At 64.7% G+C, this 20,795-nt stretch carries 3 protein-coding genes; 2 read left to right on the top strand and 1 reads right to left on the bottom strand.

The window, feature by feature from the left end; genetic code table 11:
* Positions 1 to 196: 196 nt before the first annotated feature.
* Positions 197 to 1,387: a neprosin family prolyl endopeptidase gene (locus tag G8A07_RS04450; RefSeq protein WP_195795894.1), complete on the bottom strand. Its 1,191-nt coding sequence runs from the start codon at positions 1,385 to 1,387 to the stop codon at positions 197 to 199.
* A 432-nt stretch (positions 1,388 to 1,819) separates the two neighbouring features.
* Here G8A07_RS04450 and G8A07_RS04445 point away from each other — a divergent pair, with 432 nt between their 5' ends.
* Entirely contained in the window at positions 1,820 to 9,796 is a 7,977-nt protein-coding gene (locus G8A07_RS04445; protein WP_195795893.1) for a SpvB/TcaC N-terminal domain-containing protein, read from the top strand.
* A 16-nt stretch (positions 9,797 to 9,812) separates the two neighbouring features.
* Entirely contained in the window at positions 9,813 to 20,519 is a 10,707-nt protein-coding gene (locus G8A07_RS04440) for a neuraminidase-like domain-containing protein (RefSeq protein ID WP_195795892.1), read from the top strand.
* Positions 20,520 to 20,795 lie beyond the last annotated feature (276 nt).

Genomic DNA, 20,795 nt, shown 5'->3' with positions numbered 1-20,795 from the left:
AGCAGCGGCCCGACCGGCTGCTGTCGGCGGGCGCCCCGAACGCGCAGTCACGGCCATCAGCTGCCCCTGGCGTGCGCAGTCCGTGCGCCCGCTTGAGGTTGGCGAACTAGCGGTGTCGACCCCAAGCAGGTTTACGGCCACAAAGCGGTCCGCCGGAAAGCAGACCGTCGATAGTCGAATGGAGCAGCGACCCAAGTCACCCCGCGCCGGGGCCGCCCAGCCAGCAGTAGCTACCCCAGCTGCTGCCGCTCTTCATGTGGCTTTCCACGTCGTACATGTCCGGGTCACTCGACCAAGCAGTGCCGTCGTAGTCTGGGAAAGTCCCGCTCCGGTCGGTCTGCACGCGCAAGTTGCGGTGATAGACCGCCCACTGCCATCCATACTCCGACCAGTAACCGCTGCCCATGTCGCTGCGGGTCTTTCCGGGCGTCTCGTTGGATTCGTAGATCTCGCCGTAGAAGCTGATGCGCTCACCATGATCGCCGAGGGTGGAGAACACGCTGCGGTTGCCCATGAATAGGCGCGCCGGGTAGTAGCCCAGCCAGTGACCGTTGCACATGAACCACCAGTTGTCCTGCCACAACTGGTACTTGATTTGCATCACATACTGGTCACCGCCACGCGTGCTGTTCGGGCTGGAGATCGCGCCGGGATGCACCGAGCTGTCGTACTGCACCCAGCCGTCGACATCCTGGTTGTAGCCGCCGACATTGTCATCGTCGTTGCTGTAGCCGTTGGTCGTGTAGTACGTGAAGAGATGCGGCACCCAGTCCCCATAGCTGTCCTTGCGCTGTTGCCAGCCAGCTTCCACCGTTTGTAGGCGTCCGGTGTCGCTGTTGCTGATCGCGATCTGCATCAGCGAGAAGTCGTCGTCGTTTTCGCAGTACGGATCAAACGCACTCAGCACGCCATCGCCGCCGAAGCAGATCGCGCGCTGGTCCGTGAAGGCATACCGATGGGGGCCGTCGACGCTCGGCGCGGGCACGAGCCGGCCGCAGCTCGGGACGAGGACGTCCGCGTGGGGGTATTTTCCAAGCAGCTTGCGCAATGGCTGGTTGAACCGGATCGCTTCGAGGTTCTTGCGCAGCACTGGCACCGTGCCCTCCGGGCCCCGCTCGATCTCCGGATCCTCCAGTTCGAAGCGCACACGGCGGTCAGGCCGTTTGTCGCTCGCCGAATGCGTCCCGTGCCAGTGTGGCGGCGGCTCAGCAAGCCGCTCCGCTCGCCGCAGTTGCGACTTGCGCGGAATCCAATCGATCACCTGGCCGTGGGGCGTTCGCGTCGTGCTGACGATATGCATGCGCGCCTGCCGGTTCTTGAAGTAGCGACGGATCTCTGCCTCATGCCGGTGCTCGTCGATACGGCGTGCGTCCAGCTTGCGCGCCATTCGCTCCACGTTCTCGCGCCGTGATTCTCGGAGTTTCAACGAATGGTCTTACATCGTTTGTGTCCTTTGATCTATTGCTGACGTCAGCTCAGCGATGGACGGACACCGATGCTTGGCTTCCGCGCGGCCCGCGTCATCATCAGTCTTGAGAACAAGCCGCTCGCGAATGCACCGCAGTTAGGGATTGAGCGATCCTCTTCAAGCAACGAAATTGCGGCGCACGCCGACATCTTCCATTGCACATGGAGCGCTCATGATCCAACAGCGAGGGTGTGATCATCGGAAGAGCATGCGCCCAGCGGGCCGCGTGGGACTAACTCCGGCGGGAGTACAGCAGATGCTCGCAGCGAAGGGCTCGACGACGCCGGCGGAGCCCGGCAGCGGTGCCGTCACCCCCCATAAGCAACAAGAGTGGCCCTTGGCGTCGTGACCATGGCCAATCCGCTCGCAATGCGCGATGAAGCCGAGCCGTCACTCTCGTCCGCGCCGGAAGGCTCCGGCGATGCCTCATTTCTGGTCGCGGCGCCGGCCGTCAGTCTGCCGAAGGGCGGGGGTGCCATCCGGGGAATCGGTGAGAAATTCTCCGTCGACGCCGCGACCGGCACCGGTTCCGCCACCGTTCCCATCGCGACCTCTCCCGGCCGCGGCGGATTCGGCCCTCAGCTTTCACTCACATACGACTCGGCCGCGGGCAACGGACTATTCGGACTCGGCTGGCAGCTGTCTTCACCCTCGGTTGCACGTAGGACGGACAAGCTCATCCCGCGTTACCTGGATGCGCATGAGAGCGACGTGTTCGCAATGTCGGGCGACGACGATCTCGTGCCCGTGGACGCGCCGGGCGGAGGGCACTTCGAGGATCGCACGACGGCGCCGGGATTCGTCATTCATCGATACCGGCCGCGTATCGAAAAGCGGTTCGCGCGCATCGAGCGCTGGACACGGGTGGGCGACCCCACCGATGTGCACTGGCGCTCCTGGTCGGGCGGCAACATCGTGTCAGTGTTCGGCAAGGACGCGAGCTCGAGGATCGTCGATCCCACCGATCCGCTGCGAATCTTCGAATGGCTGCTCTGCGAATCGCGTGACGATAAGGGCAATGCCGTCATCTACCGCTACAAGGCGGAGGACGCGACAGGCATCGACCTGAGCCGCGCCTGCGAAGCGAATCGCGGTGACGCCCTCAGCCCGCTGCGTGGGACGAATCGCTACCTCAAGCGAATCCTGTATGGAAATCGGGTCCCGCTTCTGGCGGGCGATGGAACCCGCCCCGCATGGCTGTTACCCGCGCAGATCGACGGAGCCGGCTGGATGTTCGAGGCCGTGTTCGACTACGGCGAGCACGATCCGGTCGCACCACGGTCGAACGACGCCCAGGACTGGGGCATCCGTCGCGATCCGTTCTCGACGTGTCGAGCGGGCTTCGAGGTGAGGACGTACCGGCTGTGTCGTCGCGTGCTCATGTTCCATCATTTTCCGGACGTGACCGATGTCGGTGCAAACTGCCTCGTGCGCGCCACGGAACTCGAATACCGGGAGACGCCGGCCGCAACGTTTCTCAGCGCCGTGACGCAGCGTTCGTATCGCCGGCGCGCTGCCGGCGGATACCTCGATCGAGCCCTGCCAAAGCTCGAATTCGAGTACAGCCAGCCGGTAGTCGGCACCGACATCTCGGATCTGGACGCGGCGAGTCTCGAGAATCTTCCACAGGGCGCCGCGGCCCCGCACCAGTGGGCCGATCTCGACGGCGAAGGCCTCACTGGCCTGCTGAGCCAGCAGTCACGTGGCTGGTTCTACAAGCGCAACGAGTCCCCGCTCAACCGGCAGGTCGGAGCGCACACGTGGAGTCCCCGCTTCGCGCCGCTCGAATCGCTTCCGGCAATCCCCGCCGTGTCCTCGTTGGCAAGCCCGCGAGTGAAGCTGATGGACCTGGCCGGCGATGGGCAGCTGGATGTGGTCCAGTTCGAGCCGCCGGTCGCCGGATTTTACGAGCGGACGGGTCGGGCTGGCTGGAAGCCTCGCCAGGCTTTCGAGGTGATACCCAACCTGCCGTGGAGTGACGCCAACCTGCGTTTTGTGGACCTCACCGGCGACGGGCGGGCCGACGTGCTAATTACGGAGGAGCACGCATTCACATGGCATGCCTCGCTCGGCGAGCGGGGGTTCGATGAAGCTCGGCGCACCTCGCTGCCGGCGAACGAAGAGCAAGGCCCCCGCGTCGTCTTTGCCAACGCCGAAGAGACCATCCTAATGGGCGACATGTCCGGCGATGGCCTCACGGATATCGTGCGCATTCGCAACGGCGAAGTGTGCTACTGGCCGAACCTGGGCTACGGCTGCTTCGGCGCGCGTGTTTCGATGGACAACGCGCCATGGTTTGCATCGCAGGAGGAGTTCGACGCACGCCGCCTGCGCCTCGCCGATGTCGACGGCTCGGGTCCTTCGGACCTGATCTATCTCGCGGCCGACGCCGCGCGCCTTTGGGTCAACGAATCAGGCAACGGCTGGAGTGCCGCGACCTTGCTGACCGCGCTGCCACCCATCGACAACGTCGGCTCCGTGACGGCGATAGATGTGCTCGGAAACGGCACGACGGCGCTGGTGTGGTCGTCACCGCTCGTGTGCGACGTTGCCGCGCCCCTGAAAGTGCTGAGCCTCATGGCCGACGGCAAGCCGCATCTGCTGACCGGCATCCGCAACAATCTCGGCGCTGAAACGCGCATCTACTACGCGCCATCGACCTGGTTCTACCTCCGGGACCGCGAACGAGGCACACCCTGGATCACGCGGTTGCCGTTCCCCGTGCACGTCGTCGAGCGGGTGGAGGTTTACGATCGGGTGAGTCGCAATCGCTTCGTCACCCGCTACTCGTACCATCACGGCTGTTTCGACGGGACGGAGCGCGAGTTCCGCGGATTCGGACGCGTCGACCAGACGGACACGGAGGAACTCGACGCTGTCAGACCTGCTGGCGCCGCTCCCATTGGCAGCAACTTCGACCAGAACTCGTGGATTCCGCCCACGCTGACACGCACTTGGTTTCACACCGGCGTGCACGCGGGGCGTGAGCGTATATCGAGGTACTTCGCCGGAACGCGTAACGCGGCGGACCCGGGTGAGTACTACCGCGAGCCGGGTCTGACAGACGCACAAGCCGGCGAGGCGTTGCTGGACGATACAACTCTTCCTGACGCACTTTCGGCTGAGGAAGAGGTGGAAGCGTGCCGCGCGCTCAAGGGCTCCATTCTTCGACAGGAAGTCTACGCACTAGACGAGACGCCTCGCGCAACTCATCCGTATGTCGTTTCGGAACACAGCTACGCCATCCGACGCCTGCAAGCCAAAGGCGACAAGCGGAACGCTGTGTTCTTCGCCCATTCCAGCGAAGTGCTGACGTTTCGCTATGAGCGCAACCCGACGGACCCGCGCATTTCGCATGAGCTGACGCTCGAGGTCGATGCATACGGCAACGTGATCAAGGAAGCGGCCATCGGCTATGGCAGGAGGGCCGTGAGTCCCGCCGAGTTGCCGAGGCTGGAAGATCGTGAGCGGCAACTCCGGACACTCGTCACGTATGCCGAGTATCGCGCGACGAATCACATCGATTCAGGAGGCGACTATCGTTTGCCGGTTCGGTGTGAGTCTCGCAGCTTCGAGCTGACCGGATATCTGCCCAGCGGCCCCGGCATGAGATTCCGCAAGACGGACTTCGTCGCGCCGGACGTCACGCCCGGGCAATTCGTCCCTGTTTTCGACAGCGAAATTGCGTACGAGGACATGCCCGTCCTTGGTCGGCAGCGGCGCTGCGTGAAGCACTCGCGAACTCTGTTTCGGCCGAACGATCTGGGCGTGACCGCAGGGGATGCGAGTGCGCTCTTGCCGCTCGGGCAGATGCAATCGCTCGCCCTGCAAGGGGAGAGCTTCAGGCTGACGTTCACTCCGGGATTTCTGCAACGGGTGTACACGCGCGGCGGCGTTTCGCTGCTGCCCGCGAATGTTGCCGATGTCCTTTCGGGAACGGGCGTCGACCGTGGCGGATATGTGAGCAGTGCCAGCCTGAAGGCGAGCGCACTGTTTCCTGCGGCCGATGTCGATGGTTGGTGGTGGACGCCTTCGGGGCGGGCGTTTCTTTCGAGGGGGCAGAACGACACCGCGGGTCAGGAGCGGGCACATGCGCGCGCGCACTTCCATCTTGCGCATCGCTTCCGCGATCCCTTCGGGCACACGACGGCACTCACGTTCGATGCGCATGACTTCCTCGTCGTGGATACCGAGGACGCCGCCGGAAATCGCATCACGGCCGGTGAGCGCTCTGTGGCCGGCGTGATCGACCCGGGCACACCAGGGAACGACTATCGCCTGCTGATGCCGGTACGGATCATGGATGCCAACCGCAACCGCGCGCATGTGATACTGGATGTCCTCGGCATGGTGGTGGGCAAGGCGCTGCTCGGAAAGCCCGAAGAGGCGCTGGGCGATTCTTTCGCCGGATTCGACCCTGATCCGCCGACGCCCGCAATACTCGCGCAACTCGCGAATCCGCTTGCGAATCCCGCGGCGCTGTTGGGCAACGCGGCGGTGCGCATCGTATACGACGTCCACGCCTACGAACGCACGAAGGGCTCGGCGCAACCGCAACCCGTGAGCGCCTGTTCGATCTCGCGTGAAACCCACGCGAGTGACGGCGTCCCCGCGGGCGGGTTGAAGGTTCAGGTCGGCTTCGCCTACTGGGATGCCTTCGGTCAGGAGATCCAGCGCAAGGTCCGCGCGGAAGCCGGGAAGGTTCCCGCGCGGGATGGCACGGGTGCGATCCTGATCGGAGCGGACGGGCAGCCGCAGATGACCGCAGGCGCCGTGAGTCCGCGCTGGGTCGGCAGCGGCTGGACGGTGTTCAACAACAAGGGAAAACCGGTCCGGCAGTTCGAGCCGTTCTTCAGCGACACCCATGCGTTCGAAGCCGACGTTCGCGTGGGTGTGAGTCCGGTCCAGTTCTACGACCCGCTGGGGCGCCTGACGGCCACGCTGCATCCCGACCACACCTGGGCGAAGCTGCGATTCGACGCGTGGCACAACGAAGCATGGGACGTGACGGATACGGTGGCGATTGCAGACCCGTCGACCGACGCCGACGTGGGGCCGTTCTTCAAGCGCCTCCGCGCGACGATGTACTTGCCGACGTGGTTCGCCGCGCGCCAGGGAGGGGCGCTGGGCGCGGCCGAGCGGGCCATCGCGCTTAAGTCCGCCGTTGCGTCGCATACACCCACCGTGGCCCATGGAGACGCGCTCGGACGCACCTTTCTCACGATCGCCCACAACAAGACGCGGTACAGCGATGCGCCGGCCGGAGCACCGCCCGTCGAGAACTTCCTGCAGTCGCGGGTCGGGATCGACATTGAAGGCCGCTCCCGCGTGCTTCGGGATGCACGCGATCGGGTGATCCTTGAGAACGACTTCGACATGACGGGCCGCCGGGCCCGTTGGTCGAACATGGAAGCCGGCGCGCGCTGGCTGCTGCCCGACGCCATGGACCAGCCGCTGCAAAGCTGGAACGACCGTCGCAAGGATCTGCGTGTCGAGTACGACGCCCTGCGCCGCGCCACCGCGCAGTTCCTCACCGAGAACGGCGCACCGCAGAAGCAGGTGGGTCGCACGGTGTACGGGGAATCGGTCCCCGCGGCGGAAGCTAGCAACCTTCGGGGCAAGACGGCAAGGGTGTTCGATCAGGCGGGGGTGGTCACCACCGGCGCGTTCGACTTCAAGGGCAATCCGCTGCGCACACAGCGGCAGTTCGCGCAGAAGTTCGATGGCACGCTCGACTGGTCCGGCCCGGTGCCGCTGAATCCGGAGGTTTACGACGCGCGCTCGCGCTATGACGCACTGAATCGTGTGGTTCAGTCGGTGGCGCCGGCCTATCCCGCCACCGGCGCCGGCTTCAGCGTGTTGCAATCCACCTTCAACGACGCCGGGTTGCTGGAACGCGTCGACGTGTGGCTCGCGCAGGCGGCGGTACCGGCCGGCCTGCTGCACCCTGCGACCGCCGACGTGCCCGTCGTCGCGGGCATCGACTACGACGCCAAAGGGCAACGCACGCGCATCGACTACGGCAATCAATGCAGCACGTCCTATGCGTACGACCCGTTGACGATGCGTCTTCGGCAACTCGTCACGCGGCGCAGCGCGTTCAATGACTGTCCCCAGCCGCCGCCGCCGGGCTGGCCCGGCTGCCAGGTGCAGAACCTCTCATACATCTACGACGCGGCGGGGCACGTCGCCGCCGTCCGCGATGGCGCGCAGCAGGCGATCTTCTTTCGCAACCGACGCGTCGAGCCGGGGTCCGAGTACACGTACGACGCCCTGGGCCAACTCATCGAAGCCACCGGCCGCGAGCATCTCGGGCAGGCGGCCGCGCCGTCGGTGCACGCATACAACGATGCGTCGCGCGTCGGTTTGCCGGCGGCAGGCAATGGCAATGCGCTGGGTCGATACCTCGAGCGTTATCGCTACGACGAGACCGGCAACCTCATTCAGATGAAGCATCTCGGCACGGATCCATCGAACCCTGGATGGACGCGCGACTATGTCTATGACGAGGAGAGTCTGCTCGAGCCGGCGGCTCGCTCGAACCGGCTAACGCGTACCACGTTGACCGCCGGCGCCGTCACCGAGACGTACAGCAACGCCGGCGATGGCTACGACGCGCACGGCAACGCTGCGCGCCTGCCCCATCTGCAGGCGATGCACTGGGATTTTACGGATCAGTTGCAGATGACGCAGCGGCAGGTGGTCAACGGCCAGGATGCGGATGGCGTGGCCCACCACGGCGAGCGCACCTGGTATGTCTACGACTCGACCGGCGCGCGGGTTCGCAAGGTAACGGTCGCCGCCATGGGCCAGGTGCGGGAAGAGCGGTTCTATCTGGGCGGATTCGAGATCTATCGCCGCAACGGTGCGAACCCACTCACGCGCCAGACGCTACACGTCCGGGACGACACGAGACGCGTCGCGCTCATCGAGACGCGCACGCAAGGAAACGAGCCGGGCGTTCCACCGCGAAAGATTCGCTACCAGTTCCCCGACCTGCTGTCGGCCGTGCTGGAGTTGGATGAAGATGCCGCGATCGCGTCCTATGAGGAATACACGCCCTTCGGCAGCACCGCGTACCAGGCCGTCGGCGCGACGGTCGAGGTTCCGAAGCGATTCCGATTCGGCGGCGTTGAGCGGGATGCCGAGACCGGCTTCACCTATCACAGTACTCGCTACTACGCGCCATGGCTGGGCCGCTGGACGAGTTGCGATCCCATCGGCACCGCGGATGGCGGGAATCTCTATTGTTACGTGCACAACAGTCCGGTCTCTTCCGTCGACCCGACCGGTACCCAGGACAAACCCGTCGACGCTACCGCGGCGTTCCAGGCGGAGATCAGGCGGCTGGCGGGCGAAGCGAACTCGGGCCCCGTGCTGGACATACTGCCGGACGGCACCGTCCGTACCATCTACAACGCGAAGGAGACCGTGATTGTCGTCGGGCCCGGCGGCAGCGAGCCGAGAGATCCCGCCGCCACGCCGCCGGCGCAGCCGCAGCAGCAGCCCCCGCCGGAGCCGAATGGCGAGCATGGGTTCTATCCCATGGGCCAGGCGGAGAAGCAGTTGACGGAAGGGGCGATCGAATCGTTCAAGCGAGGCAAGATTTTCGAGGGGCTGATTGGCTGGGGCCTGCGCGAATTCATGCATCCGTTCGCGATGGCCGAGAACTTGATGCCATATAACATCCCAGACCATTTCCTCGCCGCCGGCCAGTACGGGAAGCGGTGGATCTGGTATGACATGCGCGGCCAGTCCGGGCGCGGCCTCATGGAACTGGCCAAGGGGGAGAGTGAGGCGGACGCTGTCGTGGGCTCTCTTTCGCTGTGGTCCGCGGCTGCGCGGGCACTCATGCCAAAGCCGTCGCTGCAGGAGCCAATTGGCGCGGGCTGGCGGGCGCAGGGTACTCCGCTTGGAGCCAGCCCGTTCAACGATGAGCGCGGCTTCGCCGGAGGGGACAACTGCACGCGTTGCACGGCTGCGTTCATCGACACGATGAACAGTACAAGCGCCGAGATGGGCGAGTTCCAGTCGAGCCAGTACCCGAAGATGCCTCGCGACACGCGCAACATTGCGAACATTAATAACTACCTCAAGGAAAACACCGGGGTGTCCCTTGGCGATTGGTCACGCAACTCCATGCCGGCCGATGGCTTCTACGTGATCCACGTCGAACCGTATGAGCTCAATGGCAAGGCGGTGTCGCCGCATGTGATGGTGGGCTGGCGGTTCTTTGGTGAGAACAACTTCTACTGTCCACAGCAAAACTTCCTGTACCGCCCGATCATCAACTATTACGCGTTTCCTCTGCAGTTCGGAAAGCCATAGCCAATGGAGCGATCTCATGCAGCTTCGCGGTCGACCGCTCAAGTTCGGTGATACCGGCGCTGACGTAGCGCTCCTTCACCAGGAGCTTCTGTCGCTGGGCCTTGACATTGCGGCGGACGAGCGTGCGCCGCAGGGGTTCGGTACGACCACGCGTGCGGCCGTCGAGTTCATTCAGGAAACATTTGTCGGGGAATTGCAGCAGCTGCATTGGCATGGCGAGCGCGGAGTGGTGGATGTGCCTACGGCTACGCTCCTCGGCCGCGTCGTCGCTCGGCGAAATGTCAAGGAGACTCGTGAGCCCACGAATCTCGTCACGGGCTACGTCTGGGATTCGTTTGGCGCCTGTCCAGGTGCGACGATCCACCTGCTGGACCATAGCGCGCGCGGCCTGCGCAGTCTGGGCAGCGCCAGAACCACCGACGACGGCAGACTCCGGTTTGCGTTCGATTGGGCCCACACGCTGCAGCAACCGAACTTGACTTTCCGCGTTACGGATTCGCAGGGCCGCGAGCGGACGGTGACGGCCTTGTTTGTTCGGCGAGGAGATAGCGAGGCCGCCGTCGAGCGTGTCGCGCCCACGCCGGACGCCCCGCTTGTGCTTTTGAATAGCGCGCCGCGCGTGCAGGTGCGTCTGTACGTGGCGCGCGCTCCCGGCGAGTCGGATGTCTCCGAGTTTGAGGAAGTGGAAGCGCGATTGGCGCCGGCGCTGCACAGTTTCACCTATGAGCAGCTCGAAGAGGGAGAGGGTCGCTTCCAACTTTCGCTTCTAGCCGCCGAAACCGGCGTCGTACAGCCCCTCATTGAGCGGCTGGTTGCTTCTGCGAAAGCGAGCCGTATCGCTGCGAGCCAGAACCACGATATCCCTGTGGCGACCTTCTACGGACTCGAGCACGCAGGATTGCCGGTCGACCTCGCGTCACTTGCGCGCCAGCCCCGCGCGGTACTTATGAATGGGCTGCGTGCAGCGATCGACGCCGCAATCATTCCGAAATCACTCACCGAGCGTCTGGAGCATCACGTCGACGAATTGCTCGCCGCCGCCACCGCGCACGCGCTGCGTTCGACCGAGTCGGGCCGTCCGAGCGGCGAAGCCTGGATGGCACTGACGCGGCTGTCTCAGGACCAGCAGGCCCGCCTGCTCCGTGCGTTGACGGACAGTGATGTGCCCAACGACGAGATGTGGATACGCTTGCGCGGCGACTCCTCGTTCGGCGCGGAGGCAATTAAGCGCGCGGAAGTCGTGATGCGCCTCGCGGTGTTCAGCGAGGAGAACCTGCCACTCGTGAAGCTGCTGCTGGAGGACCGTTCGCTGCGCATCGACTCGGCGGAGGACATCGCTCGGCTGGATGCGAGCACCATGCGCTCGCTGATCGATCGCGCGGGTGTTCCGCCGTCGTTGCTGGTCGAAGGACGTGAGCCCGAAGGCGTTCGTGACCGATACGCACAGCGCTTGGTCCAATTCGCGCAGAAAGCCTGGCCGACCGCGGCGGTGGAGGCGCTCGTGGAGCGCCAGCACACGCGGATCGGCGTGGATCTCGCCGCAGCACGCTGGCTCGAGGCGGCGCGACGCGCGGCCGAGCGGGGTGCCATACCGTCGTTCGATCTGCGTGTCACGAACATCGACCGGTTCCTGTCGGAGCACGGCGCGCACGTCGGATTCTCTGCCGAGAACGTGGATCGGCTGCGCGCTGATCTCAAGCGACTTCAGCGCACGCTCGTCGTTGCGGATGAGCCGGCGCACATGGAAGCGCTGCTCAGCCGGGGCCTCGACTCCGCGCTGAGTGTGGCGAGAGTGCCGGCATCCGTCTTTGTTTCTGAGAACGAAGCGGTGTTCGGCAAGGACGTTGCGGCTCGCATCTACGAGCGCGCGACGCAGATTAACCTCGCGCATTTCTACGTGCACCTCGCAGTGCTCGAGTCGCTGAAGGGCGCGGGCCCGATGGTGCTCAAGAGTGGCACGGCGCCCATCGTCCTCGCGGACGTCGTCAAGATCATTCCTGGCTACGAGAATCTCTTCGGCGAGTTCTCGCTCTGTGCGTGTGACGACTGCGAATCCGTGCTGAGCCCATCGGCATACTTCGTAGATCTGCTGCAGTTCCTGTCGCGCTCCGGCAAGAATGCGGCGGGCCGTACGCCGCTCGACGTACTGCTCAGGCGAAGGCCGGACCTCGAGCACATTCTGCTCACCTGCGCCAACTCCAACACGCCATTGCCGGCGATCGATCTCGTCAACGAGATTCTCGAAACGATCGTCGTCGTGGGGAAGGTGGATGCGTCGGCGGCACACGACACCGGCTCCGCCACCGCGGAGGAGTTGGCCGCCAATCCGCAGTTCACGCTGGAACTGGCGCGCGACACGCTGTCCGCCGCGCTGTTTCCGATCCGCTTGCCCTTCGACTTGCGCCTCGAGACGGTGAGGGCGTTTCTGACGTCGCTGCTCACGAGTCGCTACGAGGTAATGAGCACGTTGCGTCAGGATGCGCTGCTGGCAGCACCGTCGCTGGTCACTGAGGAGGCCATCGCGGCGGAAGTACTCTTGCTTTCGAAGCTGGATTTCGAGCTGATCACCGGAATGGACTACGCCGGCGCGGGCGCGCCGGTAGGTACGCTCGAGGATCTCTATGGCCTGGATGCGGCGAGCGTGGCGCCGGCGCTTGCCGCCGGTGCCGAGGGCAACGCGGTTCGCGTTCTGCAGCAGAAGCTGAACACTGCCGGTGCAGCGCCGCCTCTGCAGATCACGGGCCAGCTAGATGCGACGACACAGGCGGCGGTCGGCGCATTCCAGGCCGGAGCGGGGTTGCCCTCGACGGGAATTCCAGACGCCGCGACCTGGACGGCGCTCGATGGCATTGCACCCGACATGGGTCCGGGACTCGTGTCGTGGGTGACGGAGTTCATGCGCCGAACCGAGCGACCCTATACGGACCTGATCGCCCTCTGCGAGACGCGCACGTTCAATCCCCTGGCCACCAGCATCGCAGCGCTCGGGCCTACCAAGGTGACGTGGGCCGACGTGGCTGCGCTGGCGGCGAGCGGATTTGCTGCGCCGAACGCGAACATCGTGGCCGGTGCCGGCGTGCTGGGCCTTGTCGTTGCGGACTTCGTGGCATGGCTGAAGGAGCGCTTCGACGGTCTTGCCGCGGGCATCGTCATCGAGTCTCTCGGTAACGACTGCGACCTCGGCGACGCACGGTTGCGGCGGATAGATGGCGATACCGTTCCGGCCGAAACGTTCGTGGCCATCAATCGCTTTCTGCGGCTGTCGGCCCGCACCGGTCTCAGTATCCCGGATCTGGACGTTGCGCTCGCCGCGTTCGCGGGCATTGGCATCGGGGGCACGACGGACGCGAACATGCCGCTGTCCCTGGCAGCGTTGCTACGACTGCGGGAACGGTTGCGATTGACGCTGCCGGAACTGGTGGTACTTCTTGGGGACCTGCAGACCGGCGCGCAATCTCTGTACACACAGCTCTTTCTGAACCGTGCCGCCCTCGCTCTCGACGGAAGCTTCACCCTCGCGTTCGACGGCAGCGGCCTCGCGCTTGTGGCGGAGCCGATCGACAAGCATGTGCCGGCATTGCTCGCCGCCTTCCGCGTCACCGACGAAGACCTTGGCCGCATTCGTCAGGATGCTGGGCTTGCCGCCGCGGGGAGCTCGCTGAGTGTCGAGAACCTCGCAAGGCTATATCGCTACGCGGTGCTGGCTCGTGCCCTGGAAGTCGAAGTCGCGGATGTGATTTCGATGCGCGCGCTGAGCGCGCCGGATCCTCTGCAGGCCGTCGCCAGTCAGCCGCTGCGACTGGAGCAACTGGTACGAGACTTCGATACGGTCTCATCAACGAATCTCCCCATCGCAGCCGTCGATCAGCTGCTTCGTCATCTCGCTCGCACCGGTTCAGGGGAGAGCGTCCCGGACACGCTCGCGCTGCTGGCCGCGACGCTTCACGACGATCAGATCGATCTCGCGGCTGACATCGGCTCTGAGCCCGGCATGCCGGTCGATCGTTTCCGCATTCTTCTCGCCCGGCTCGTAGGCACGGAGGCCGTCGACCGGTTTCTCGGCATCACGAGCGGCTCGGCCACATTCACGGCGACCTACACCAAGACGCCGACGCCGGCGCAGGGCGCCGTATTCGCGCCGAACATCACGTTCGAGCCGGCCCAGCAGCTCATCCGGTTTTCGCGAGTCGCCATGCCTGCAGGCAGCGTCGTGACGCTTGGGGCGCTGACCGATGCGGAGAAGGCCACCTTGCAGGCGGCCGCTGGCGCCGATGCCGATCTCCTCGATGCCGTAGGTGTTCTGCACGCTCGCCCGCGCAAGGCGTTGGACGACGTGCTTGCCGGAGTTGCGGGTGGGCCTGCCATCGCTGCCAAATTGCTGGCGACTGGCGCCGGTGCGCTGACGGTCGAGGGAAAACTTCATTTCATCGTGGAAGCGCTGCTACCTTATGTGCGGGAAGCACTGGCGCGATCGATCATCAAGCAGAAGCTGCTGCCGTTCTCGGGTCTGGAAGCGCCCGCACTTGCCGCGCTGCTCGAGGACACGGGGCTCGCCACCGCGCCGGGCTCGGCCGACGCGCTGGTGGTGCCCCTGCGGGACTTGGAGAAAGCCGGTTGGGCCGCGGAGTTTTTCACATCGACCACGCTCACCGGTGCGCCGCTCGCAACGGCGGAAGATCCCGTTCTCGACTACGCTGGAGCCGGCGGCGATTTCGGGCAGGCGAGTCCCGTTGGCAGCGTGCGTTGGTCCGCTCATCTTTTGCCGCGATCGCCCGCCGCTGTCGTGTTCGAAGTGACGACCAACGGAACGCCCGCGCTCTTCTGGAGTGGCGTTGCTGTGCCGGCGGTCAACACGGGTCAGCTCTGGCGCTTCGATGCGCGCACCGTGCAGGCCCGCGAACGCGTGGAGGTGACGCTCGAGTGGCGACGCACGGGGCCGGACCCGGCCATGCTGCGACTGGCCTGGATCAACGGTACCGAGCCGCGCGGCCCGCTGCCAGCGCGCCTACTCGTGCCCGCACCGGCGTTTGCGGCGGCCACTGCCGCACTCACGCGATTCGACAAGGCGTCGCGCCTGTTGCGATCCACGCGCCTCGATCCCGCATTGCTGAAGCATGCGGTTGCGAATCCAGCCTCGTTCTCCGGATTCAAGATCGACGCCTTGCCGCTTGCGCGTACTCCGGCAACGGCTGCGGCGATCGATGCAGCGGCGCCGCCGCTACTGCGCGGCCTTCTGAGGCTGACGGAACTCGCCCGGCTGAGTGAGCGGCTACGCGGCGGCAGCGATGCGCTGATCGGCATTCTGACTGCGCCATCGGTCGCCGATGCGGGTAACCTGATGACGACTGCTATTGGTGCCAATGCAGCGGACGTTTCGTTACTGCTGGGCGCTGGCGGATTCGCCGCCGCGCTGTCGGACATCATCGACGGGCGCGCGCTGTTGCGGGTAAACGCGGCGACCAGTCTTGTCCGGCGAGTGGGAGTCGCGGGCGTGGACCTGCTCGCCTGGGCGACGAAGCCTGGCGACGCCGCGCAGACCGAGGCGGTCAAGCGGGCCACGCGCGCCCGTTTCGACGAAGCCGACTGGCTTCAGCTGTCGACGGGGCTCAACGACCCGCTGCGCGAGCGGTGGCGCGACGCGCTGGCGAGTTGGTTGCTGCCTCGGCTCGGTCTGACGAATCGCGATCAGCTCTTCGAGCTGCTGCTGCTGGACACCGAAGTCGGCAGCTGCGTGAAGTCCTCGCGCGTCCTGAATGGCATCAAGGCTGTTCAGAATTTTGTGCTTCGCGTTCAGCTCAATCTGGAGAATCTCGGCGCCCTGCACCAGGACACAGTCCTTCCCACGGCGATCGATCCGCAAGTGTGGGAGGCAAAAAAATACTTCCGCGTGCAGGGGGCTGCACGCAGCGTGCTGCTGTATCCCGAGAACTACATGAAGGGACTGCAGCGGGGCGATCGCTCGCCGCTCTTCGACCGCTTCATCAATGATCTCGGCCAGGCGGAGCTGTCGGAGGAGGGCATCGAAGCGGTCTTCCTGACTTACCTGAAGGGACTGGACGCGGTCGCTCGCCTGGAGATCTGCGGCGCGTGGGCGCAGGGCTACGACGCGGGCAGCGCTCGCGAAGTCGACCTCGTGCACATGATCGGTCGCAGCACTCTCGGCGCGCCCTACTCCTTCCACTATCGCCGTCTGGAGAACGACGAGCGCTGGACGCCGTGGGAGCGCGTGCCGATCGACGTGGATACCGTCCACGACGGCAAGGTCGAAGGCGCGCACGTGATTCCCGTCATCTGGAATCGCCGGCTCTACGTGTTCTGGCCAATCCTGGAAGTGAAACCCAATCCGACCGCCGGCGGACAGAATCCGCTGCGCGAGCCCCAGGCCCACAAGGACTGGCGCAAGGCGCACGATCAGTGGGAAGCCGCCCATGCGAAATGGGAAAAAGACATGCAGCAGTGGCAGGCGGATAAGAAGGCCTGGGAGGACAACAACGCAGCCCATGGGCGCTCGCTGTTCTGGGAGGTGCCGCCGCCGAAGGAACCCGCCGAACCGCTCGAGCCAGACAACACCGAAGCGATCCGTCCCCAGGACACGCACATGGAGCTTCGCATCGCGTGGTGCGAGTTCTTCGATGGGCGATGGTCGGCGAAAGAGGTGTCCTCGCTGGTGCTCAGCTCCAGCAACGTCCATCCCGAGCAATACGTGTTCTCGGCCATGCCGACCTACGACGGCAAGCTGTATGTGGAGTTCATCTGCCGGCACTGGGTAGTGCAGTGGGTGCCGAACCCCGGGCCGGGCGGAGGCTTCATGCGCATCGAGAACACTTCGGCCGCGCAGAGTGTCGACCGCGGATCGTTCGAGTTCTCGGGCGTCAACGGGCGTCTGCGCGCGGCCGGAACGGTGCTGGGTGTGCCGCCGGGGCAGTCCGGCGATCTGTGGGTAATCCAGCCGGACAACACGCGGCCGGTCTTCAATACGTTCGAACTGCAGAGCGGTGCGTCCGGGCTCACGTTCAACGTCGGAGATTATCTGCCGCTCAACGCGCGTGTGCTGCCGACGTCGATTGTCAACGCGCGCCGGGTTTCGCTGCCCGCGCTTACGAGGTCGCCGACGACATACCGGGTGACGCCGCCGCATCACTACCCGCAGTACGTGCTGCAGGGGCCGTGCTTCTATCAGGACTTCAATCGCAACTACATCGTGACACGCGTGCAACGCTTCGTGCGCACGCCTTTCGAGTACGTCGCGAAACCGAAGGTGCCTCTTGCGCCGTCAGGCGTGAAGTTGACCGACGTCCTCGTGACGGATGTGCGGCCGGGAGATGCGCCAAGTCCGCTGCTCGAGCGGCAGAAGCGCATCTACGGCGCGGCGGCCGCGCAGCAGCCGCAGTTCCCGCTGTCCGGAGCGATGCCGGTCTCGAAACGGATTCCGGCAAGTGAGTTCGTGCTCCACGACGCGCCCTACACGATCGCGGAGATCGGTGCTCGCGAGAAGTGGGGGAGCGATGCGTCGATTCTCGATCGCAAGATCATCGATTTCATGGCGCGGGATTACCTGCTCTTCCGCAACCTGTTCCATCCGCACGTGGCGGATTTCATCCGGCTGCTCAACCAGGGCGGTGTGGAGGCGCTGCTCGCGACGAGCACGCAGCGGCTGAGCAACGACGGCGGCGGCAACCGATTCCAGATCGAGTACAAGCCGACGTGGCGCGTGACCATGCCCTATCCGTTGGAGGAGGTGGACTTCGGCAACGGCGCGTATGCCGACTACAACTGGGAGGTGTTCTATCACTGCCCCATGTTGATGGCGGACGTGTCCGAGGCGGCCGGGCTCTTCGGTGTCACCGAGCGCTGTCTGCGCTTCGTGCTGGACCCGACTGCCGGCAACCTCACGACGGCGCCCGGAGGCAGTCCGGCGGAGTACTGGCAGTTTCTACCGTTCCAGCTCGCTGGCAAGCCGCCGCGCATCCAAGATCTGCTGAAGGCGCTGAGTTCGACGGACCCCGCGAAACTAGCACTTAAAGCGCAGGCCACCGCGCAGATCGTGGCGTGGGAGAGCGACCCGTTCAATCCGTTCCTCATCGGGCGCCTACGCATCGGCGCGTTTCAGAAGCACGTGGTGATCCGCTGGATTCAGCACCTGGTACTGCGCGCGGAAACGCTGGTGCGGAGCGAGCGTCCAGAACCGATCAACGAAGCGGTCCAGATTCTCGTGTTCGCCGCGAACCTCCTGGGCCCGCGGCCCGAGCGCATTCCACCGCGGGCCCGCCGCAAACCGCAGACGTACGCTACGCTTAAAGGCGCGCTCGATCGCTTCTCAAACGCCCTTGTGCTGCTGGAGAACGAGTTCCCCTTCAGCGTGCCGTTCGCCACGTCCGGTACGCCGCCGGGCGGTGGGCTGCTCGGAATGTCCGAAGCCCTGTACTTCTGCATTCCCTCAAATCCACTGCTCGAATCGCTGTGGGACAGGATTGCTCAACTGCTGTTCCAGATCCGTCACTGCATGAACATCGAAGGCGTGGTACGGGACTTGCCGCTATACGAGCCGCCGATCGACCCCGCGCTGCTTGTAGCGGCACGCGCGCAAGGTCTGGATCTCGCCAGCGTACTCGCAGATCTCGGCGCGCCGCTGCCACAGCAGCGCTTCGATGTTTGTCTCGAGCAGGCGAATCAGGCAGTCGAGGATGTGCGTCGTCTCGGGCAGGATTTGCGAGCGATTCTTGAAGCACGCGATGGCGAGGCGCTCGCCCTGCGTCGTGCACAACAAGACGTCGCGCTGATGCGCCACCAGATTCGCCAGGTCAAGCTTCGCGAGGTGGATCAGGCGAAGGCGCAGATTCATGTGCTCGAGGAGGCGCAGCATTTGCTGGAGACAGTGCGCATACCGTACTTCACGCGACAGCTTGGCTTGAGTGAGCCGTCGCCGAACGGCGTGATCGCGGACGCGCACGTGTTGCTGAACTCATCCGAGCTCGCGCGGATCGAGTCGCTGGGTCGGGCGCGTTCGATTCTCGCCGAAGCGAGCCTGTATTCCATGAACGCGAAAATGATGAGCGCGATCCCCACCATGATGACGGGAACAGCTGGAATCAGTTCTCCGGTGCTGGAAGTCTATCTCGGTGGGCACATGCTCTCGCTCGGGCTCGAAGCGTTCGCGCAGAGCAAGACCAACAATGCGGCGGACGCAACGCATCAGGCCACGTTGGCCGAAATACGCGCGCAGGTCGAGCGCCGCGCCGAGGAGTGGGCGTTGCAGTTGTCCTCTGCCGTGGGAGAGCACGAGCACGGTGAGAAGCAGCTGATCGCCGCCCGTATCGCACTGGATCTCGCAAACCTCCAGCTGCAGTCGCATGACCAAGATACGGACTTCGCGCAGGAGCGGCTGGAGTTCTTGGAGAACAAGGCGACCGCACTCGCGCATCACGATTGGTTGAAGCAGGAAGTGGGGTTTCTGCTGGGGCAGTATTACCAGCTCGCTTTCGATCTCTGCAAACGGGTGCAGCAGGTGTATCGGTTTGACACTGGCGACGGCTCCGCTACTTTCGTGGAGTACGGCTACTTCGACAAGGCGCACAACGGTTTGCTCTCCGGAGAACGACTCGCGCTGGCGCTACGCAAGATGGCGCGGGCCTATCGCGATCAGGAGCGTTACGAGTTCGATCTGTCGAAGCCCATATCGCTGGCTCAGTGCGATCCGATGGCCTTGATTTCCCTGCGCGCTACAGGGGCCTGCGAGTTCAATCTGCCCGAGGCGTTGTTCGACGCGGATTTTCCGGGCCACTACATGCGGCGAATCCGCAGTGTTTCGGTGACCATTCCTTGTGTCACCGGGCCGTACGTCAACGTCAACGCGACGCTGACCCTATTGAACAGCCGCGTGCGCACGTCGAACTCGTTGTCGCCGGCCTATGCGGAGCAACCGGACGATCCTCGGTTCACGTACAACCAGGGCGTCGTTCGTTCTATAGCGACGAGCCATGCGCAGGAAGACTCGGGTCTTGCGCCTGACAGGAGCCGGACGCGCCTCGACCCCTTCGAGGGATTCGGCGCGATCAGTCGTTGGCGGCTTGAGATGCCGCTGGATACCAATGCGCTCGATCCGATGACCGTGGCCGATGTGATCATTCGGGTGGACTATCGCGCGCGCGGCGGGGGCGAGCCGTTGCAGGACGCCGTACGCAAGACGAGCTTGCAGCCGCCGCGCAAGGGTCTGGCGAGACTTTTCAGCTTGCGCCACGAGTTCGCGAATGCGTGGAATCGCGGGCTTCGGCCGGCGGACGCGACGGCCACCGAGTCGATCTTCGAGGCTGACATCGACGTTGCACACTTTCCCTATCTTCTGCGCACGCGCGGGCCGAAGGCGACCGAACTGGCGCTGATGCTTCAGGTCGACGACATCGCCGCTTATCAGGGCGGCACGGCCCTGCAAGCGGACGTCGTGCTCACGCCCCTCACCAACGGCGTGCCTTCGGGGCCGCCCGTCTCACAAGCGGTGACGTTCCAATCGCTTCCGACGAGGCTAGGCGGGCTGCCGATGGCGCGCGTGCAGCTTGCCGGAAAGGCTCCGGTTCGGTTGCAGGTGAAGGCGAAGAGTGCAGACGTGAGCCTGATCGCTCCACGCTTTGTGGAGAAGACCGGCGCAGGAGCGGACCTGCGCCACCGGCTGAATAGCCTAACCGTGCGCGATCTGTCGATAGTTTTGAGCTACGACACGCAGGTGTGATCGGGGCGTATACCGGCCTGTCACGCCGGGGATCGCGGGTTCCAGTCTGCCTGCGCCGCTATCCCGCTATCGCTGATATCTCAAGTTCAGCGACCGTTTCTGGGCGGCGCACCTTGCCACCGGCGTACAGCCGCTTGGAGTGCTGGTTGGCGAACTGAGAAAGCCGCCGTTCAACGCTGACTCGGGGCCCAGGGCTTCCAGTTCCCGCAAGAAAGGAGTTCCAACGAGCGACGAGAATCAAACCCAAGCTACTGATGCAGGCGCCTTGGGGTAGCC

It is taken from the genome of Roseateles sp. DAIF2, from assembly GCF_015624425.1.
GTDB lineage: Bacteria > Pseudomonadota > Gammaproteobacteria > Burkholderiales > Burkholderiaceae_C > Kinneretia.
This window is presented reverse-complemented; position numbering and strand designations above follow the sequence as displayed.

What these genes read in the sequence shown, in the direction of transcription:
- G8A07_RS04440 (WP_195795892.1), top strand. Translation starts at nt 9,813, where the DNA reads ATGCAGCTTCGCGGTCGACCGCTCAAGTTCGGTGATACCGGCGCTGAC.
- G8A07_RS04445 (WP_195795893.1), top strand. Translation starts at nt 1,820, where the DNA reads ATGGCCAATCCGCTCGCAATGCGCGATGAAGCCGAGCCGTCACTCTCG.
- G8A07_RS04450 (WP_195795894.1), bottom strand. Translation starts at nt 1,387, where the DNA reads ATGGCGCGCAAGCTGGACGCACGCCGTATCGACGAGCACCGGCATGAG.